At 52.5% G+C, this 18,734-nt stretch carries 14 protein-coding genes; 7 read left to right on the top strand and 7 right to left on the bottom strand.

Annotation, left to right across the window (positions count from 1 at the left end; translation table 11 throughout):
* Window positions 1-242: 242 nt before the first annotated feature.
* The 4 genes from SH302x_RS02510 to SH302x_RS02495 form a co-directional block, all read right to left on the bottom strand.
* The gene (locus tag SH302x_RS02510) at window positions 243-518 is read right to left on the bottom strand and encodes a hypothetical protein (protein WP_479367101.1); all 276 of its coding nucleotides are present in this window, start codon (window positions 516-518) and stop codon (window positions 243-245) included.
* 395 nt (window positions 519-913) lie between these two features.
* Window positions 914-2,563: a CTP synthase gene (pyrG, locus tag SH302x_RS02505; protein WP_479367100.1), complete on the bottom strand. Its 1,650-nt coding sequence runs from the start codon at window positions 2,561-2,563 to the stop codon at window positions 914-916.
* A gap of 171 nt (window positions 2,564-2,734) precedes the next feature.
* Window positions 2,735-3,499 carry a 3-deoxy-manno-octulosonate cytidylyltransferase gene (kdsB, locus tag SH302x_RS02500; RefSeq protein WP_479367098.1) on the bottom strand — a complete coding sequence of 255 codons (765 nt, stop codon included), beginning with the start codon at window positions 3,497-3,499 and terminating at the stop codon, window positions 2,735-2,737.
* A gap of 24 nt (window positions 3,500-3,523) precedes the next feature.
* Window positions 3,524-4,519 (bottom strand): ROK family protein, encoded by a 996-nt coding sequence (locus SH302x_RS02495; protein WP_479367097.1) that lies wholly within the window; start codon window positions 4,517-4,519, stop codon window positions 3,524-3,526.
* Window positions 4,520-4,922: 403 nt separating this feature from the next.
* Between SH302x_RS02495 and SH302x_RS02490 the strand changes: the two genes are divergently transcribed.
* Window positions 4,923-5,084, top strand: coding sequence for a hypothetical protein (locus SH302x_RS02490; RefSeq protein ID WP_479367095.1), 162 nt, complete (start codon window positions 4,923-4,925; stop codon window positions 5,082-5,084).
* Window positions 5,085-5,260: 176 nt separating this feature from the next.
* On the opposite strand, the gene SH302x_RS02485 is transcribed toward SH302x_RS02490, so the two are convergent.
* On the bottom strand, window positions 5,261-8,227 hold the full coding sequence (locus SH302x_RS02485; RefSeq protein ID WP_479367093.1) for an efflux RND transporter permease subunit: 2,967 nt from the start codon (window positions 8,225-8,227) through the stop codon (window positions 5,261-5,263).
* A gap of 404 nt (window positions 8,228-8,631) precedes the next feature.
* Here SH302x_RS02485 and SH302x_RS02480 point away from each other — a divergent pair, with 404 nt between their 5' ends.
* From SH302x_RS02480 to feoB, 3 genes are read left to right on the top strand one after another with little or no spacing between them, the layout of a single operon-like run.
* Entirely contained in the window at window positions 8,632-8,904 is a 273-nt protein-coding gene (locus SH302x_RS02480) for a FeoA family protein (protein WP_479367091.1), read from the top strand.
* A gap of 56 nt (window positions 8,905-8,960) precedes the next feature.
* Window positions 8,961-9,197: a FeoA family protein gene (locus SH302x_RS02475; RefSeq protein ID WP_479367089.1), complete on the top strand. Its 237-nt coding sequence runs from the start codon at window positions 8,961-8,963 to the stop codon at window positions 9,195-9,197.
* A gap of 12 nt (window positions 9,198-9,209) precedes the next feature.
* On the top strand, window positions 9,210-11,441 hold the full coding sequence (feoB, locus tag SH302x_RS02470) for a ferrous iron transport protein B (RefSeq protein WP_479367087.1): 2,232 nt from the start codon (window positions 9,210-9,212) through the stop codon (window positions 11,439-11,441).
* A gap of 336 nt (window positions 11,442-11,777) precedes the next feature.
* Here the strand turns inward: feoB and SH302x_RS02465 are convergent, their stop codons facing one another.
* Entirely contained in the window at window positions 11,778-12,074 is a 297-nt protein-coding gene (locus tag SH302x_RS02465) for a spore germination YkwD domain-containing protein (RefSeq protein WP_479367085.1), read from the bottom strand.
* 271 nt (window positions 12,075-12,345) lie between these two features.
* Between SH302x_RS02465 and SH302x_RS02460 the strand changes: the two genes are divergently transcribed.
* Window positions 12,346-13,779, top strand: a complete 1,434-nt coding sequence (locus SH302x_RS02460) for a hypothetical protein (protein ID WP_479367083.1) — start codon at window positions 12,346-12,348, stop codon at window positions 13,777-13,779.
* Here SH302x_RS02460 and SH302x_RS02455 read toward each other — a convergent pair.
* The gene (locus tag SH302x_RS02455; protein ID WP_479367081.1) at window positions 13,739-15,979 is read right to left on the bottom strand and encodes an FdhF/YdeP family oxidoreductase; all 2,241 of its coding nucleotides are present in this window, start codon (window positions 15,977-15,979) and stop codon (window positions 13,739-13,741) included. The two genes, SH302x_RS02460 and SH302x_RS02455, sit on opposite strands and share 41 nt — an antisense overlap.
* Before the next feature lie 150 nt (window positions 15,980-16,129).
* Here SH302x_RS02455 and SH302x_RS02450 point away from each other — a divergent pair, with 150 nt between their 5' ends.
* Both SH302x_RS02450 and SH302x_RS02445 read left to right on the top strand, forming a co-directional pair.
* Window positions 16,130-17,056 carry a VWA domain-containing protein gene (locus SH302x_RS02450; RefSeq protein ID WP_479367079.1) on the top strand — a complete coding sequence of 309 codons (927 nt, stop codon included), beginning with the start codon at window positions 16,130-16,132 and terminating at the stop codon, window positions 17,054-17,056.
* Between the two features lie 72 nt (window positions 17,057-17,128).
* Window positions 17,129-18,664 carry an OmpA family protein gene (locus SH302x_RS02445; protein WP_479367077.1) on the top strand — a complete coding sequence of 512 codons (1,536 nt, stop codon included), beginning with the start codon at window positions 17,129-17,131 and terminating at the stop codon, window positions 18,662-18,664.
* Window positions 18,665-18,734: the final 70 nt, after the last annotated feature.

Here is an 18,734-nt window from a genome sequence, read left to right as displayed (position 1 = left end):
TCAATTCAATTGACTTAGGGTCGGATGCGAGAGCCCGAGGATTTGTCGCTGTGCTTCGAACGCTGGTGAGCCACTGTGAGCAGCGGATCAGGACACGCGTAAGCAAGTTGCTTGCAAACTTCGAAAACAGAGACTATTCAGGCAAATCGCAAACTAGCGGGGGCATCCAACGGAAAACCACAAAAAGGGTATCCCGTCCGAAACGTTCCGCTGTCCGATTTCAGTTCGCGTGCAAACGCAAACTAACTTCGTTGACGTCGATAGCGTTGATAGCTGCGACGACTGGACGCGGTGGCAAACGCGGGCACCAATATCGGTAGCCGCAGCACTCGCCGACAGGTTGTGAGCCATGTCAGCTCCTCCCCGGGCAATAAGTGCGTTTTTTGCCATGGTTTCGATAGCGAGCAATTGAGATGGTGAAGGATGCCTCGCATGCCCGCTACCACCGCAATAGCAATAAATCGCACAGACGCGACCACGTTATTGACTACTGATAGTGCAACTGCAAATCGAAGCATGACATCCTCCCCAAGTCGCCAGCGACCCTGGAATAGAAAAACATTGAGACGGCCGTGTTTCCTAGATCACAGCTCGGCGCTATGATCGGTTCGGCACTCGATACATCTTAACCGGCTGTCCAGAGAATTTCAAATTGAAGCAGCTTGAACTTCAATCGAAACGGCCTGGAACTGGCTGGTTGCAGGGAAAGACTGTGGCCGGAAGCAAAGGTTCACAGAAAAAATCTTTTTTCAGAATATTCTCTGACTCAGTGGACGCACAGAATTATCGGGCCTAATTTGCCATTCTGCGGCTACTGTCGCGGAAGCCTTTCGGGGGTGCCAAACGAGTCCGCACGCGCCCAGAAAGAACCCGGACGAGAAAGAATCGCGCCCAGAAAGAAACGCTGTGAGGCCTAGACTTCAGCCGCCGCTTGGCTCGAAGGGCTGCTGCGTTGAGCTCTCCGAATATTGCGTTCAATGGCCGCTTGCACAAACGAGATAAACAACGGATGAGCCTGCGTCGGCTTGCTCTTGAACTCTGGATGGAACTGAACTGCCAGGAACCACGGGTGATTCTCCAGCTCGATAATCTCTACCAACCGACCGTCGGGGCTAACGCCCGACAACCGCATGCCGTGCTGCTCAAACTGATCGCGGTATGAATAATTAAACTCATAACGATGGCGATGGCGCTCTTGGATTTCGTCTGTCCCGTACGCTTGTGCGGCGAGCGAATTGTTGGCCAGGATTGCTCGCTGAGACCCCAAACGCATCGTCCCGCCCATCTGGGTGACTTCACGCTGCTCATTCATCAAACAAATCACCGGATGAGGCGTATCCTTGTTGAATTCGGTGGAGTGGGCATTTTGCAGGCCGATGATATTTCGTCCGTACTCGATGACGGCGCACTGCATCCCCAAGCAAATTCCGAAAAATGGCACTTCGCGTTCTCGCGCGTATTGAATCGCTTGCACCTTCCCCTCGATCCCACGTTCGCCAAAACCGCCGGGAATGAGGATGGCGTCATAGCCAGTCAAAAGCCGCTCGGCCCCCTGCTCTTCCAACTGCCCGCTGTGGATCCTTCCGATGCGAATCTGAGCGTGGTTATGAATGCCCGCATGGTCAATCGCTTCATAAATTGACTTGTAGGCGTCGCGATGTTCCGCATATTTACCCACCACGGCAATGCTGATTTCGTGCTCTGGACTGCGGAGATTCCGCATCAGTTTTTCCCAATCGTCAAAGACCAACGGATAGGTCGGCAACTGAAGACGCTTGATGATCTGCTCGTCCAGTTTTTTGTCTTTGAGGCTAATGGGAACCTCATAAATGGAGAAGTCTTTGTCGCGTTCCTCAACGACTGCTTCCAACGGCACGTTGCAAAACAAAGCAATCTTCTGACGTTCATCGATCGAAATGGGTTGCTCACAGCGGCAGATCAAGATGTCAGGCTGAATACCGATTTGCCGTAGCATCTGCACCGAATGCTGCGTCGGTTTGGTCTTCAATTCTGCGGCTGCCTTCAGATAAGGCACCAACGTCAAGTGGATGAACAAGCAGTTCTCACGGCCAAAATCCTGCGGGAATTGGCGGATGGCTTCCAAAAACGGATGGCTTTCAATATCACCGACCGTGCCGCCAATTTCGGTGATCACAACATCGGTTTCGTCGTTGCGCAAACGACTGATCGCATCTTTGATTTCCTGCGTGATGTGCGGGATAACCTGAACGGTCTTGCCACGATACTCACCCCGTCGCTCGCGCTCGATGACGGACAGATATATCTGTCCAGTGGTGTAATTCGAGTGACGATCCAGCTTGCCTTTGGTAAACCGTTCGTAATGGCCAAGATCTAAATCGGTCTCGCTCCCATCATCCAAAACATAGACTTCTCCATGCTGATAAGGGCTCATTGTGCCCGGGTCGACGTTGATGTACGGATCCAGTTTCTGCATGCGAACACGCAGCCCCCGCGACTCAAGCAGCATGCCGATCGACGCACTAGTAAGTCCTTTTCCAATGGAACTTACGACACCACCGGTCACAAAAATATGCTTAGTCATGCTTTACGAACGGGTTGAATCCAAGAAGCGTTTGACGCGAAATGTGAAGATCTGATTTAGCTCGCAAGTGTAGCAGCCCTTGAGCAAGTTGACAAAGCCAAGCTTACTGATTGTCGGTATCGCACCCAAATGCCTGTGTTTCCTTGTCCGCCAAATCGTTGAACAGACCGTCTACGACCGGCGCATGGTTCTTGCAACAAATGCGTCGTAATCCTCACGAGTATCAATTCCAGCCACCGCGTGCGGCACGATCGATACAGCACAACGAAACCCATTTTGCAGGAATCGCAATTGTTCTAGTTTCTCGGTTTCTTCTAGGGGGCTAGCTGCCAATTGGGGAAGCTGCTGCAGAAATGACCTTCGATAGGCATAGATGCCAATATGCTGCAAGAACAGCGGCGGTTGCTGGACCAGCAATTCGTCGCTCCATACACGGGGAAATGGAATCGGGCTGCGACTGAAGTAAAGTGCCAATCCGTGATGATCACAAACGACTTTGACGCAGTTTGGATTTTCGATTCGAAGTCGATCGTGAATCGGCGTCGCCAGCGTAGCGACATCCGCAGAAGATCGGTTTGCCATGGTTTCAATCAGCAAATCAATTGCTTCCGGCTCTAATTCTGGCTCGTCACCCTGCACATTGACAAACAAATCCACATCAGGATAGCGGCTCGCGATTTCAGCCACGCGGTCAGTGCCGCTGTTCGCATTGGGATCTGTCAAACAGGCCTCACCGCCGAATCCAGCAACCACTTCCTGAATATCCTGATGGTCGGTAGCAACAATCACTTGGGATGCCAGCTTGGACTTTTTTGCCGTTTCATAAGTATGCTGAATCAGCGGCTTACCCGTCTCTGCCAAAAGCAACTTGCGAGGCAACCGCGTGGAAGCCAAGCGTGCAGGGATGACAATCATGGCCTTCAGCGCATTGTCCATAGCATTACACTTCTAAAGGTTGTTCTAGACAGTCCCTGAGGCAATGATTTTCTCAACCCACCCGGCAGCACCCATGGCCGCCGCATCATCACCAAGCTTGGCCGCTACCACTTTACAAGTACCCTTGTAGCAATCGAGCATGTATTTATCCATCAATTCCGTGACACCGCTGATGAACATGTCTTTCATTGCTTCGACCAACCCACCCCCAAGAACGATGGTGTCTGGCGACAGCAAATGCACCATGTTCAACGAGGCGTATCCAATCTGCTCGATTGCAAGCTTCACAACCCGCTCTACTTCGATATCTCCGTTCTTGATCGCTTCGGAGAGGACCTTGCTGCGAACCTCGGCCAAGTCGGTGCCCGCCAGTTTCAGGATGGTGGGCGCGGCGCCCCGATACGCAAGCTTGACGCATTCGCTGGCGATCGCCAATCGACTGGCCTCCGATTCTAAAGTCCCCGGCATTGCGATACCGCCAGAGCGATCCGAGGAATTAATGCGAATATGCCCAATCTCCATCGCCGAAGTACGCTGCCCCCGCAATATTGCCCCATCGTAGACGCATCCGCCGCCAATGCCCGTGCCTGGGAAAATCCCAACTGTACATCGACTGCCAATTGCCGCGCCAAAGCGATATTCCCCATAGACGCCTGCGTCGACATCGTTCAAAACTGCGGCCGGACAGTTGAAACGCTTGGAAAGCTGTTCGCCAATAGCGAAATTTTTCCAGCCTAGATTCACCGCGACATGTACGATGCCCTTCTCCATATCCACCGGACCTGGGCAACCAATCCCGATCCCTGTTAGGTCTGTCGCGTTCAGCCCTGCTTGATCGATGACCATTTGAATCGTTTCGCAGATCCGCTCTAACGAATCGCGCTGGCCTTCGGAACCCTTGGTTTTCCGTTTCTTTCTCGCCACAATGGTTTGGTCTGGAGCAACAGCCACCGCGAGCATTTTAGTGCCCCCCAGATCAAAACCTATGCGAAAACCCTTGGGCTGCGATATTGTTTGCATGCGAGATCGTTTTAAGAATTTAGTAGCAAAGCCGTTTCCGCGAGTCGTACCTAGCACTCCATTGTTGGGCACGAGTAAGCCTCGCGCCCCTGTTATAGTCTGCCGTCCACCCCTGTGCTACCTGCCTAGATACGTCATAGGGCGGGGAACGTATTTCTTGCTATGCCACCCGCTTTTGGCCGGGCATTTTGCCTAAAACACACAAAACCTACAACTAGTCGAGCTCCGCCTGCCTCCAGTCTTGAAACTAGATTATAACACAGATATTTTCTTTGCTGTCCTTGACAACATCAGACAATCGGAATTGTAATAATAGTTATGAGCACGACAGCACTCCACAACAGGCGGCTGCTGGCGATGAGTTACCTCCGTATTAATCTCTCCTTCAATTGAGGAATTAGAAATGAAACGATTCTGTGGACTGATGTTGGTGTGCATGGCTGCAATGTTCGTTGTTGGTTGCGATAGCGGTGATCAAGCACCTAGCGAATTCCGTGAAGCAACTCCAGAAGAAGCACAGCAATTCGATGCTTATTCTGCGAGCCAACCAGAAGCTGGCAAGTAATCTGCCGACAGTCGTTTATTTCGATGCTTCTGTTGAATCAACGAACTGAATGAAATCAACACAAATGAAACGTCGCCAACTGGCGACGTTTTTTTATGCAGCGCCTTCTCGATAGCAGCCAAGAATCGAATCGCCCGAACTTGCCTTCTGCCGTCGCAGAACGTCAGACGACCGCGTCAAGCGGCATGCTTGTTGGAGTCGGTTGCCGAAGGACTACCAGTGACTCGCTTACGGAACTCATATTGCGCGATCAGCCACCATTTCCGCAAGCCACGCCGCTTGTCCTGATGCTCATATACTCGGCCTAACGGACTGGCCAGAATCGATGGCAGTAAGACTAGCTCCGAAAGCACACCCGCAACCAAAATTGTCAGCATGAGCCAACCAAAACGCTGCGTCGGTGTAAAGGTACTGAAGGCAAATACAGACAGACCGATCCCCGAAATCAAAGAGGACTGGATGGTCGGCGTGGCGCAACGCCGATACGCCGATATGATCGCAGCCTTGCGGTCTCGCAAGCGATCAAAGTCACTGCGGAACCACGACAAAAAGTGAATGGTGTCATCCACCGCAACGCCTAACGCAATACTTGCGCACATCATGGATCCGATATCGATGCTGATATTCAACCAGCCCATGGCACCAAACACTATCAAGATTGGCATCACGTTAGGAATCATCGCGACCGCACCAGCCCGAATACTGCGTGAGACAATCATCATCAGTGGCGTGATTGTCATGAAAGACCAGATGGTGCTCTCGACCAAGCTCTGCAGCAATTCGCGCTGAGCTTTATAAACGATCGGCACTACGCCGGTGTAAACAGCCGATAACCATGCCTCCGACCCAGCGACCAAAGTTGGCGTCGTTGCCGCGCCTGCCGTGCCTACCTTCAAGTCAATGACCTTGTCGACGGCCCAGTCCAAGAACCGAACGTCTTTATCATTGAAAGGTCCTGCCAATACCACTGCATCAAATCTTGCGTTCAATCGGTCCAATGACACTTCAGGAACCTTCGACGGGTCTGGGCTGCCACGAACAACCTTGATACGTGCTTTTGTCAGGAGCGAAGACAGCGCGTCAACCATTAAATTATGGCGTTGCTGATCCGATGAGTTGGCGTAGGCACGATCCCAAATGTAAACCTCGTTCCCACTGTAACGAGCGTTCTCATCCCACTCCGCCAAATCGCGCAAAATCTGCAATCGGTAGTCGTGCGCGCTGGTGATCGGAGCAATTTCGTCACGCAACTCGTGTACGAATTGACCGTAATCCACCCCCTCGAACGCGGCCACTCGCAAGCTGATGCGCCACAACTCACTGCCATTTTCCGGATCGACTCGCAGAAAACCACTCTTCATAAATTCTTCTCGCGACTGGCTCAGCCGCAAGTCATACGTCAACCGCTTGACGAAGCTGCCCGTATCTCCCGACCCCGTCGGCAACGCCGGGGCAAAGGTCGCAGCAGACAGACTTTTGCCAACCACGTTCTGACCTTTGACGCCAAATTTGGCTTCAATCGTGTCTTGAATCAACGCAACCGTCTCGAGCCGCTCCAGGAATGTCAATCGGAACAACTCCTGAAGCTCGGTCTCTGACGTGCGTTTCCCAGTCGAAAGCGATTCTTGATCGAAACGAATCACGATTTCCATCGGCACCAAACGGCCAATGTGGTTTTCCAGCCAACGGTAGTCCTGCAGGATTCTCGCGCGTGAATCGAAAAGCTCCAGCAAATCAATGGAGGTCTTAGTGCGAGTCACACCCCATCCTACAGTCGCGGTGAAAAGTACTGTAGCCGTCGCAACTGCGATATGGTGCTTAACAATAAACGTAGCGATCTTGGCCCATATTCGCTCGGCGACCGAATTACGTCGTTCCTCCAAAGGAAGATCTTCGAGTGGTATTTCGCGTTCTTCATCCAACCATCGACGTCCAAACTGCCAAACTTGCAAGGCGGCTGGCAAATAGAAAAACAAAACTACCAGCAAGACCATGACGCCCGCCGCAGAGTAGATACCAAACTTGCGAATCGGCGTCAGTTCACTGGCGTAAAGGCTCAATAACCCAAGCGATGTTGTAATGCTGCATAGAAAAGCTGGTTTGAACGCGTGAATTGCCGCCCGCTCGGTCGCGCGATACATTCCAGATTCAAGCACGGCGTCGCGGTAGTAGTTGATGAAGTGGACTGCACCCGAAATACTAAGCACATACACCAGCGATGGCATCGATAGAACGACAGCATCCACGGTTTCGCCCGTCCACCAAATGATGGCCAGCGACGCCGCTGCACTCAGTACACCACACGCAAAGACCACTAACGTCAGTTTGACGCTGCGCAGCGACCAATAAGCCAATCCTAATCCCAACAAGCCAGACAAGCCTGCCAAACGAACCAGCGTTTTTTCACCCTCTTCGTCAATCGCAATGTTATCGACAGGAGGCCCACCAAAGTGAACATTGTCAGGATGAATCCCTACTTTAGCGACCGCTCGATGAATGATGCCCGGCGGCAAATCCGCCCGCATCTTGAAGACTCGCTTTTGCCCTCGCCCCAATACGTCTTTCAGTTGCGTTGTCGCTTCGGGCGTTAAACTCACGATCAAACAGGTTTGCTTGCCGTCAGGACCAATCAAACTGCCCTGCAACCGACTTACGGCAACATTCCAAGGAATATTCATCGGCGGCTGAGTCAGCTCGTCGAGCATCTCTCGACCATTACTAACCGATTTGACAAACTTTTGAACCAACAGCGGTTCCACAGACACTTCTGCTGCTGGCAAGTCTTTTGCCAGCTCGGGCGGATTCTCGTCCAGCTCCGGCACAGCTTCGCCACGCAACAAACGGGTCAGTTGAGAGATCCGCGGATCATCCGGGATATCAGCCCCATTACCAATCTGACAGCCTTCCCACGAAATCAAAATAAACTGATCGGTGGGAAAGTTCTTGCGGAACCAAACCAGTTCTTTGGTCTCTGCAAAGGTTTTGGGCAGCCAGTCTTCGACCTTGTTGATATTGCTCTGAACAGCTTTGGCAGCCCCATGAAACGTAATAGGTGCAACGATCAACGCACCTAAAAGAATCCAGTAGGCCCAGCGCTCGTAAAAACTTTTTTTGTTCTTCGTCGAATTTTTTGCGTCGTGCATCCTGGTCGCCTTGGCGAAACTACTGCGAAATGAGAGTACCGGCCAAACGAGAATGAGAGCTTTCCTAGCCGTTCCTAGTTTGGGGAGTTTGCGGATATACGGTAACCAATTGAGCCGGTTGCTGCCAGAGTGACCTTTTAGGCAATCCCGCATTTTCAGCCACCAATCTGAAGTCCCCTACGCTAAATATTCGCCAATCGTACCAAATCCCCGTCGCTCCGCCGGTCAGCCACCTGCATTCGTGTTGCCGACCACATCACCCCAGGCAATAGCCGCTAAAGCGATAAGCTTCTTGCGGTTTTTCGGCGAAATCACCGTTCGTCCTATTTTTCACAACAAGAGTTGTCGTTATAAATAGAAAGTCCTGTTGAAACAGAGTCTCAATAACGCCTCGAGCCAATTCGATGATCGCGACGAATCCTGCCACCCACCTGCTTGTTCCGGTCTCAGCCATGCAGTCCAACCAATCGGGAAACATTCAGTTTCTTGACGGCGACGAGCAAGCGATTCAGCGATTGCAGGAAATGGGTATTCGTCCCGGGGCCAACATCAAGGTCCTTCGTCAGGGCCAACCTTGCTTGGTGAGTGTCGAGGGACGACGGTTTTCGCTGCGTACTAACGACATGGTAGAAATTTTTGTCGATTCGAACTTGGCTGGTCTACCGAACGCAATTTGATTCATTCTTTCGTGGGCGTCGCACAGCATCGACGCCCTACCGCGGTTGACTCTGCCATGACCCTCACGCTCGATCAGTTAAAAAACGGACAACGAGCCTCCATCATCGACTGCCTAGGCAACGACACGATTGCCATTCGCTTGATGGAAATGGGATTGATCGAAGGTGAGCAAATTGAGCGAACAGGACAAGCGCCGCTGGGCGATCCATTGGAGTTTTTCATCAACGGCACTCGGCTTTCTTTACGTCGACAGGAAGCCCAAAAAGTCACCGTCCAGCTTCTTGGCGAATAATTGGCAACTTCCATGAACGCTCCCACCCCGCCGTACGATGCATTGCCTGCGACCAAGCCGCTTACGTTTGCGATCATCGGAAATCCTAACACCGGTAAAAGCTCGCTATTTAATGCTTTGACCGGCGGAAACGCTGCCGTCGGAAATTATGCGGGTGTGACTGTCGAGCTTAAAAAGGGTAAGTTCGTTGTCGACCAACGAATGGTCCACTTAATCGACCTACCTGGCACCTATTCGTTGACAGCGAGATCGCTGGACGAAAAAGTCAGCGTAGATACGATCAGCCATGCCGTGCAGGGCCTGGAATCTATCGATGGAGTGGTCGTTGTGATCGATGCCACGGCCATTGAGCGCAATCTCTATCTGCTGAGCCAAGTGCTGGAAAGCGATCTGCCCGTCCTGCTGGTCGCGAATATGTGGGATCGGCTTGATAAGTCCGGGGTCAGCATTGAATTAGACCTCTTGCAAGAACGCTTAGGGTTGCCCGTGATCACAACCTGCGCGTCGAAACGGCGCGGAATAGATGCGGTCAAGCAAGCGATGTTGAAACTCGCTGATAAGACAAATTCTCAAGCTCCAAACAACAACAGCCCGCTATCGATCTTTCCAGAAACCTTCGAACATGCCGTGACGCAATTGCAAGGCTGGTTCGAGCATAAGCAACTAAGCATCCATCCATTCCAAGCACGTCGCCTATTGCTGGACGCAGGCTCCAGCCAACAGGAAGCCGTCTTGGCGAAGTTCACCAACGGAAAACACGTCGACGCGTTGAAGTTAGAACTGCAACGACTGATCCAAGATTTGAAATCGCAGGGCTTAGAACTGCCCAGCGCGGAGGCTCGGCTGCGATATGGTTGGGTGCGTAAACAACTCAGCGGCGTAGTCACGCGCCAATCGCCTGCTCCAGCATGGGAAGACCGCGTCGACAAAGTCCTAACGCATCACTGGTATGGTCTACTGGCTTTTGTTGTTCTGATGCTAGGGCTATTTCAAGTTCTTTATTCCGACTACACGACTGGTTATCTCAGCGGGCTTATCGAAGCGGTCCAGGGCTGGCTGCAAGAACTGGTCGTCAGCAACCTAGCCCCCGGCTCGCTGCGCAGTTTGATTACCGACGGCGTCATCGCGGGCATTGGAGCGGTGCTGGTGTTTATTCCACAAATCGCGGTGTTGTTCTTCTTGTTTGCGATCATGGAAGACTGTGGTTACATGGCGAGGGTCGCGATGGTGATGGATCGTCTCATGCACAAGCTGGGGCTCAACGGCCGCGCTTTCTTGCCGCTCATGACTTCGTTTGGTTGCGCCGTTCCAGGGATCTTAGCGACACGCACGATACCTGGCCGTACAGATCGGTTGCTAACAATGTTGGTCGCTCCGCTGATGAGTTGCTCTGCGCGATTGCCCGTATATGCATTGATGACATATGCCTTTATTCCTAACAAAGGACTTTTGGGCGGCTGGTTGAATTTGCAGTCGGTCGTTTTGCTGGGAATGCTGATGCTGGGTGCCGTGGTCGCGATTCCTGTCGCTTGGTTGATACGACGTTATCTGTTGCCTGGTGAGACCTCCCCATTTGTACTCGAGCTACCGGCGTACAAAATACCCTCTTGGCGAGTCGTCTTCATCCGTGTTCGAGACCAAGTGTTGGAATTCATCCAGCGCGCGGGAACGCTTATTTTTTGCACCGCGGTAATTGTTTGGGCATTGCTCTACTTCCCCGGCGACCGGACACAACTGTTTGAGAAAATGCGAGAACAGCAAACCGCTCAAGATGAAAGTCGTATTGAAGAATTGGAAGCGGAGATTCAAGCGATTAACGGAGAGCTTGTGCGTCAAAGCGTTCTTGGCCGAGTGGGAATTGCCATGGAGCCAGCTTTCCGACCGCTCGGCTGGGACTGGCGAATTGGCGTGGGTGTCTTGGCATCCTTCCCGGCTCGCGAAGTTGTGATTGCCACGCTTGGAACCATTTTTTCTTTGGGCGGAGACGTTGATGAGTCTAGCGTCCAATTGCGAGAGAACTTGCAGTCCGCAACATTCGAAGGCAGGCCGCTAATGAATATTGCCGTGGCCCTTTCGATCATGGTCTTTTTTGCATTGTGCATGCAGTGTGCCGCAACGTTGGCGGTCATGAGACGCGAAAGCGGCTCTTGGAAATGGCCGCTATTTACCTTCGTTTACATGACGACGCTTGCTTACGTAGCCGCTTTTTTCACCTACCAGATCGCCTCTCGCTTGATTGGATGAGCAGCTATGACGCAAACGCTACTGACTATCTTGATCGTGACCTGTAGTGCCGCGTTTTTAGTTCGCCATGCGATACGAACTTTCTTTTCACCGGAGCGTGCTGGTTGCCGATCGTGTGGCAAGTGCTCCAGCGGGACAACATCGCCAACGCAGGCAGTGTTCAAGATTGACGCGCCGAAACGCCGCTAGCTTACCGAGGGCATTGCCAGCCAAATCGAGTGCCACGTCTGCTGACTTGCCCAACAAGCATTGAATAAAACAGCCATCGGTGGAACTACCATCCGATGGCTTATGCTTTTCTAGGTGAATCCGCTGGGCAGCGGTCACACGTTCGATTTATTTGTAGAGAACCGTTGCATAGTAGCCGTTAGCTCCACGGGCCACGCCGATACCAACGGGAGTTCGCTGGCCCCAATAGCAGGCATTGCGAATCGCCTCGTCGGCCGAACGCGTTGAAAACCCAACACCTTCGTAACGACCTGAACCAAAAGAACCACCGACATGTTGCAACTGGCCGCGGTCGGCCTGCAACTGCGCTTTTTGTTTTGCGATGCAATTGTCACAAGCAGAAACGGATGAAACCAACGTACTGCCTGCCAAAAGCAGCCCAAACAAAATTGCAGAAACTCGCATCAAATCACTCCATTAAGGAACTAAATGCAAATCCATTCACCACAAACACGCAATCCGTGCGATTAAACTTGGCACTCAGTGTTCCTTGCCTTTCCACAATCGTCAACCCGGCGGCCACTCCGTACCCGCTCAATGCGGCTCTCGGCTTTCTGAAATGCTAGCCTTATCACTGACGTGACCTTGCCCTGGCGAGCGCTTTTTTGGTACCAGCGACGCTGCAGGGGAAATTTCGAATTCGAGGCAACTGGCCGCTCGTCAGTACAAGACTCGTATGGAGATCTCCAGCAGCCAACTGGCCAACGGAAAATCATCGACCACCTTGAATTTGCCACCAGCGGCAAAATCTTGGTCAAACCATCCCCGTGATCCCTATGTAATGCTTCCGAAGAACTGGGCGCGACGACTGAAGATCCATGAATCGACGCAACGCTCGCTGTGTCGGGCGACGGTCGTCTGCTGCGCGTTGCTGCCGGTCAGCTTCCTACTGTTGTCGACAATTTATTGGAAGTCAGGCTGGTACGGGCGACACCAAGCCAATTTACTTGCCGAGACCATCAGTCAGACTTGTGGCGTGGCCGCCAGTATTGGAAAAGTGCATGCGATATCTCCATCTCGTTTAGAGATCACGCAAATCAAAATCTCGCATCCAGAAACATTTGAAACGCTGTGGGAGTCTCCCCGAGCGATCGCGCATCGCTTGGGCGGTCAATGGACGGTCCAATTGGATTCTGCTCACTGCGATATCGATCAGTTGCTGAAGATGGCTCGAACCACCCATGACCGGTTTTTGTGTCGAGCCGACGACCGACTGGCCCCAATGCAGATTGTTTGCCAAACAACCCGTTTGATGGCCTCGGATACAGAGCTCATGACCGGCAAGCTGGATGTCATCTTTGTTCCCAAACCGCAAAAAAGCAGTTTGCAAGTGAGCGTGTTCCCCAATCCCAAAGTGGATCAAGCCATCGACCTGCGATTTATTCGTAATCGCGAAAGCGTTTCGTTGGTCACGACGATTGAGCTTTCCACCAATGGCTATGAGATTCCAATCCAACTTTTTCGCAGGCAGTATCCGGCCATTCAGAGTTTGGGGAAAGACGCCACGTTCACCGGACAAGCGGTTTGGACCAATGGCAGCGACGATCGCATGATGATCAGCAAGTCGTTACTGAAAGACTGTCGCTGGGAGGAGATCACAAGTCCACTTGCTTACAGTTTGAGTGGGACGGGCGAGATCTATATTGAGGAAGCGGTCATCATCGATGGCAAGATTCAAAAGGCAGGCTGTACATTGAGTGCCAGTGCTGGGACGATCAACAGCGAATGGTTATCAAAAGTGCCCAGCGCGCTGCACATGGAAATGCGGCCTGGAGCGTTGAAGGGTGCAGGAGTGACCAAGCCGTTTACCGAATTGAAATTGATGTTTGGTCTAAACCAATACGGAGTACTCATTCGGGGGGGCATAATGCCGCCGCAACGCGATTTGCCTAACGTCGTGCTTCAAGACGCTGATGGCCCGCTATTATATGAGCCGCAGCAGCAGTTGCAGTTGCTTGAGCCTGTGCAGTGGCTGGCTGCTCAACCGCAAACCGCCCCCGTCAGCCCGGTCACATCAGCCAGCTATCAAACCTCGCCCCAAAGCCAACCTTCGTCGGTGTCGGCGTATCTTATGACGACGTTGCCTCTTCCAGAATCGACTCGCCGCTAACACCAAATTGTTGCAGTTCCAAAGTGACTGGCACGCATTTGAAGGCAGGCGTTTTGGAACGATCATCGACCCTGCGTGGCACAAGAACATTAGTTTCTGGGTAATACATGGCGACGTTCCCTGGCCGAATCTCTTCATGAGAGCGAGCGATGACTTGCGACATTGATCCGACGCTACTGCGGACTATGACTAACGCTTCGGCAGGGATACCTAAACGCGCCAAATCTTCCGGATGGACCAAAACGACATCGCGACGATCTTGGTTTCGGTACAAGTCGTAGTCTTCATAGACCACCGTATTGAATTGTCCTTCGCTGCGAATGGTCATCAATCGTAGTTCGTTTGGGCCTCCGTGCAGACTTGGCAATACGTGACTGCGAAGATTCGCTTTGCCGTTGGCTGTTGGGAATGTGGGTTGGTGGAAGGTGCGGCCTTCGACTTGAAATTCTTTGCGAGTTGCGTCGGCTTGGCCGATAGGCTTGTAGCCTGGGACGGTCTCTGCGATCCAGTGGCGAATGGTTTTCGTTTGCTGCATCTGCTTCCAATCAATGCCGCATTGTGAATCGCCAAACAGGCGTTGGCCCAGTTCGGCGATGACTTGGACTTCGCTGCGCGGGCCTGGATGGCGTCTCTGCCCCCCCTCGGAAATTCGAACATAGTTGAACATCGATTCTTGTGTGGTGGGCTCAGGTTCTTCGTCGCGCGCCAGCACGGGCAAGACGATGGTCTCTTGAGCCAGCCCATGAGCGTGCCCGGTGTTCAGGGTAGTGCTGAGCATGACCAGCATTTCTAGCTTTTGCAGTGCTTGGCTAGCGAATTGCGCATCGGGAGCCGAACCGAACAGGTTCCCCCCCAGACACAGTCCGAACTTAAGCTCGCCTGCATTGGCGGCCTCCAAACAAGCGAGCGTATCTAGCCCGGGGCTAGTCGGCAGTTTCAACTGAAACTTGTCAGTGAGGTTTTGGAAGATCTCATCCTTGAGTTTAGGAGTCACTCCGACGCTGCCAATCCCCTGGATATTGCTGTGTCCCCGAATTGGCATCAACCCTGCTCCGCTCTTTCCGACCATGCCACGTAACAGGGCAAGGTTGGCGATCGCTTCGACATTTTCGACACCGTGCTGGTGATGAGTGATGCCCATGGTCCAAGCAAAAACGCTGCCTTTAGAGTGGGCGTAGACTTCGGCAATCTGACGGATGGTCGCTTCTTCGACGCCGCTCTTGGCCACGATTTCCTGCCACGGCATTTCTTGCAAGGACTGCAGGTATGCATCGACATCGTTGCAGCAGGCCTGTAAGTATTCGCGGTCATGTTGCTTGGCTTCGACAACCGCTTTAGCGATACCGGTCAGCAAAGCCAGATCGCCCCCGATATGAGGTTGGATGTAGTGCGTGGCGATGTTGGAACCAAACATCATACTGCGCGGGTCGCTGGGGACTTTAAAGCGTACAAGCCCTAGCTCCTTCATCGGATTGATCACGACAATCTTCCCACCGCGACGTCGCAAATGCATCATGCTGGTCATCAAACGTGGATGATTGCTGGGTGGATTGCCTCCGATAACAAATAGCAGATCGCATTTCTCAACATCCTCCAATTGCAAGGTCGCGGTGCCGGTGCCTAACGTGCTATTGAGTCCCACGCCGCTGGCTTGATGACAAAAGTAGCTGCAGTTGTTCACGTTGTTGGTGCCATAAACGCGGGCCAGTATTTGCAGCAGGAATCCTGCCTCGTTACTGGAACGTCCACTGAAGTACCAAAATGTTTCATCGGGGACCAGCGATCGGAGTTTGCCGGCGATCTTGTCGAGGGCTTCTTTCCACGTGATGGTTTCGTAGTTGGATTCCCCTTGACGATAGATGATGGGCTGGATCAAACGACCGCTGGTTTCCAGTTGTTTGGGGGTCCAACGACTCATTTGCTCAATGGAGAAACGAGCCCAGAAGTTGGCATCGATCCCTGGCTGCATATCAGCGGCCATTGCTTGCAGAGACTTTTTGCAGACTTCTGGGAAGGAACCGCGTTCGTTGACCATTCCGCCATGCTGTCCGCCCATGCCAAGAGCGCATGTTTTGCAAGAATTTTTGGACCTCATGGCGCGGTAGAATTTCCACATGCCAAACGGTCCGCTGCTTTCCCAAGCTTTGCGGAAGGTATATCGTACAGCTTGCCAGCCACCGCCGGCGGTTAAACGTTTCATGGGACAATTCAAGTTTGGTTGCAGAAGTTCGAATAGCTTTTAGCTTAGCTACTGCTTCTATCGTGAAAACGTGTCTGGACCAGAATTTCTGCTATGATACGGTCGGTAAAACTCAGTGCATACATTCGAACGAAGGTGATTGAAGTCCTCATGGAAAAACGCTGTACAGGACATTCGGTTTTCGCTTGGCATCGCGTTTTATGGTGCTTTGTCGGTTTGTTGTTGGCCTCGCAAGTGGCGCTAGGCGAGCAAGTAGTGATTGTGGTTTTAGATGACTCCGGCTCGATGAACGAGTCGATGAGCACGCGGCAGGGCAACATTTCCAGGATGGCCGCGGCGAAAAATGCATTGATCAAGGTAGTCAACTCGCTGCCGCAAGACACAAAATTAGGCGTGACGTTGTTGAATGGCCAATCGACCGCGGTACGCTTGATTCCGCTGGCACCGTTGGACCGCGCCGCGGCGGTGCGTAGCATCCAGCGAGTTTCCGCCGGAGGGGGGACGCCGCTGGGCCAAGCCATGCGTGAGGCGACCGACGAACTATTGGCGTATCGCAAGCAGCATGTGTACGGCATGTATCGCTTGCTGATCATTACCGATGGCGAAGCGAATGATCCTGAACTGGTGGAAGCCTATTTGCCGATGATCCTGGCTCGCGGGATTTCAGTCGATGTCATCGGCGTCCAAATGCCTGGTGGGCACCAGTTGGCTTCCCAGTCTCATTCCTATCGAAATGTGGATGATGCGGAAAGTTTTGAGCAAGCGATTACAGAGCTTTTGGCGGAAACGGATTTTGATCAAGATTCCGCTAGCGAGTTCGAATTGATCGCGGGATTGCCAGACCAACTTGCGGCCGATGCGTTGCGAGCCCTGGCTCAAGTCGAAAATGCGCCGATTGCTCGATCGGAAAACGACGGCGCCGCCGCTGGAACTTCTGTCACTCCTTCACCTGTTGTCAACATAAGTACCGACATTGGACTTAGTGGGACATTTTGCATTTGCGCCCTCCCCTGCTTTGCCGTTATCGTAATCATTGCCATGGTCATTCATGTGATCTCCAAACATAATCGTAAATAGATCAGTCGAACATGAATCAGACTGAATCGGACCCATTCAGACGTTCTCCAATCAGCATGAAATAGGGACACAGTGAAAACCGGAAAGATCATCCTTTTTGCCTTTGTTTGGTTGGTTGTTTTGGCGATTGGCGTTAGCGCCTGGAAGCTTGTCATTGAACCGATGCAAAGGGCCGCGGAGGCTGAGCAGGCAAAGAAGGAGCAAGAAGATCTCCTGGCGCAGTCGACCGGAAATAGCATCTATAAAGACCAAGTGACTATCGCCGCAGATGCGTTTTCCGGCTATGCGGTTTTGCGTAGCGATGAATTCCAAAGCTTGCTTGCACAACGTGGCATTCGCGTGGTAATCGAAGATGACCAAGCCGACTATACGGCTCGTTTGCAAGGGCTGGCCGATGGCAAGTACGCGATGGCCGCTTTCCCCATCGATGCCCTTATCAAGGCATCTGCTGCGGCCAAACAACTGCCCGCAACGATTGTCGCAATCATCGACGAGACGCGCGGGGCGGATGCCATCGTGGCGAACAAAACGAAGTATGCTGACGTTGACGCTTTAAATAACCCCGAGACCCGTTTTGTGCTGGTGGGAGATTCCCCCAGCGAAACGTTAGCTCGCGTCGTTCTGCATGACTTTGATTTGCCTCGAATTGCGGCCAGACCATTTGAAAGCGTCTCTACAGCAGACGATGTCATCAAACGCTACCAGAATGCCACTCCCAACAGTCCGCAGGTGTATGTCACCTGGGAGCCCTACGTCAGTCAAATCCTGGCCGATCCCCAGATGCAGATTGTCGTCGATTCTTCTCGTTTCACGGGCTACATCGTGGATGCATTGGTGGTCTCGCGAACATACCTGATGAAGAATCAAGCGACGATCGAACAAGTGCTAGAGGCCTACTTCGGTGCTTTGTACAGCTACAACAACTCCGACGCGATGGTCAAACTGGTGATCTCCGATGCGAAGCGTACAGGCACACAACTCACGGCTGCGCAAGCCCAAACACTCGTGGGCAAGATCCAGTGGAAGAACACGCAGGAAAATTTTGCTCACCTGGGTTTGCGCGAAGGCAAAGTACTGCCGCTGGAGAACATGATCCAGCGAATCATGGACGTGCTAAGACAAACCGATGCGATTGATGCCGACCCAACTGGAGGCCAGCTCACCCGTTTGTTCTATGACCCGCCGATGGCGCAGCTCAAGACACGCAACTTCCATCCAGGTTTGGCCAATGAGTCGGTGGTTGAGCAAGCCGAGCTGCCTCCCTTGGATGAAAGGCAGTGGGGAAACCTAGTTTCGGTTGGCACGTTGAATGTACCAGATTTGGTTTTTGCCCGAGGCTCCGCTCAGTTGACTGAATCAAGCCGAACCTCGCTGGGCGAACTGGCCAGTCGCCTGCAATCTTGGCCCAGCTACTATCTGCGAATCCGCGGGTCAGCGACCAATCAAGGGAACCTGGAGGCCAACCGAGAGCTGGCAACCAAGCGGGCGACCGCAGCCGAAGAATACCTGCGATCGCTGGGCGTTTCCGCCACCCGTATGCGCGTTTTTGGAGGCGAAACTAGCGGACAAACACGTGTCAGTTTTGAATTGGGGCAGACGCCTTTTTGATGGGTCGCTGTTGAGATGGTAAAAAATGATTAAATTGAAGATCGGCGAATCTAGAAATTACCATTCCCAA

The sequence above is a fragment of the Njordella calcicola genome (assembly GCF_056494125.1).
The sequence above is the reverse complement of the archived record's forward strand: the minus strand, read 5'-3'. Positions and strand labels throughout refer to the sequence as shown.

What these genes read in the sequence shown, in the direction of transcription:
- SH302x_RS02460 (WP_479367083.1), top strand. Translation starts at nt 12,346, where the DNA reads ATGGAGATCTCCAGCAGCCAACTGGCCAACGGAAAATCATCGACCACC.
- SH302x_RS02485 (WP_479367093.1), bottom strand. Translation starts at nt 8,227, where the DNA reads ATGCACGACGCAAAAAATTCGACGAAGAACAAAAAAAGTTTTTACGAG.
- kdsB (WP_479367098.1), bottom strand. Translation starts at nt 3,499, where the DNA reads ATGGACAATGCGCTGAAGGCCATGATTGTCATCCCTGCACGCTTGGCT.
- pyrG (WP_479367100.1), bottom strand. Translation starts at nt 2,563, where the DNA reads ATGACTAAGCATATTTTTGTGACCGGTGGTGTCGTAAGTTCCATTGGA.
- SH302x_RS02465 (WP_479367085.1), bottom strand. Translation starts at nt 12,074, where the DNA reads ATGCGAGTTTCTGCAATTTTGTTTGGGCTGCTTTTGGCAGGCAGTACG.
- SH302x_RS02490 (WP_479367095.1), top strand. Translation starts at nt 4,923, where the DNA reads ATGAAACGATTCTGTGGACTGATGTTGGTGTGCATGGCTGCAATGTTC.
- SH302x_RS02450 (WP_479367079.1), top strand. Translation starts at nt 16,130, where the DNA reads ATGGAAAAACGCTGTACAGGACATTCGGTTTTCGCTTGGCATCGCGTT.
- feoB (WP_479367087.1), top strand. Translation starts at nt 9,210, where the DNA reads ATGAACGCTCCCACCCCGCCGTACGATGCATTGCCTGCGACCAAGCCG.
- SH302x_RS02475 (WP_479367089.1), top strand. Translation starts at nt 8,961, where the DNA reads ATGACCCTCACGCTCGATCAGTTAAAAAACGGACAACGAGCCTCCATC.
- SH302x_RS02510 (WP_479367101.1), bottom strand. Translation starts at nt 518, where the DNA reads ATGCTTCGATTTGCAGTTGCACTATCAGTAGTCAATAACGTGGTCGCG.
- SH302x_RS02455 (WP_479367081.1), bottom strand. Translation starts at nt 15,979, where the DNA reads ATGAAACGTTTAACCGCCGGCGGTGGCTGGCAAGCTGTACGATATACC.
- SH302x_RS02495 (WP_479367097.1), bottom strand. Translation starts at nt 4,519, where the DNA reads ATGCAAACAATATCGCAGCCCAAGGGTTTTCGCATAGGTTTTGATCTG.
- SH302x_RS02480 (WP_479367091.1), top strand. Translation starts at nt 8,632, where the DNA reads ATGATCGCGACGAATCCTGCCACCCACCTGCTTGTTCCGGTCTCAGCC.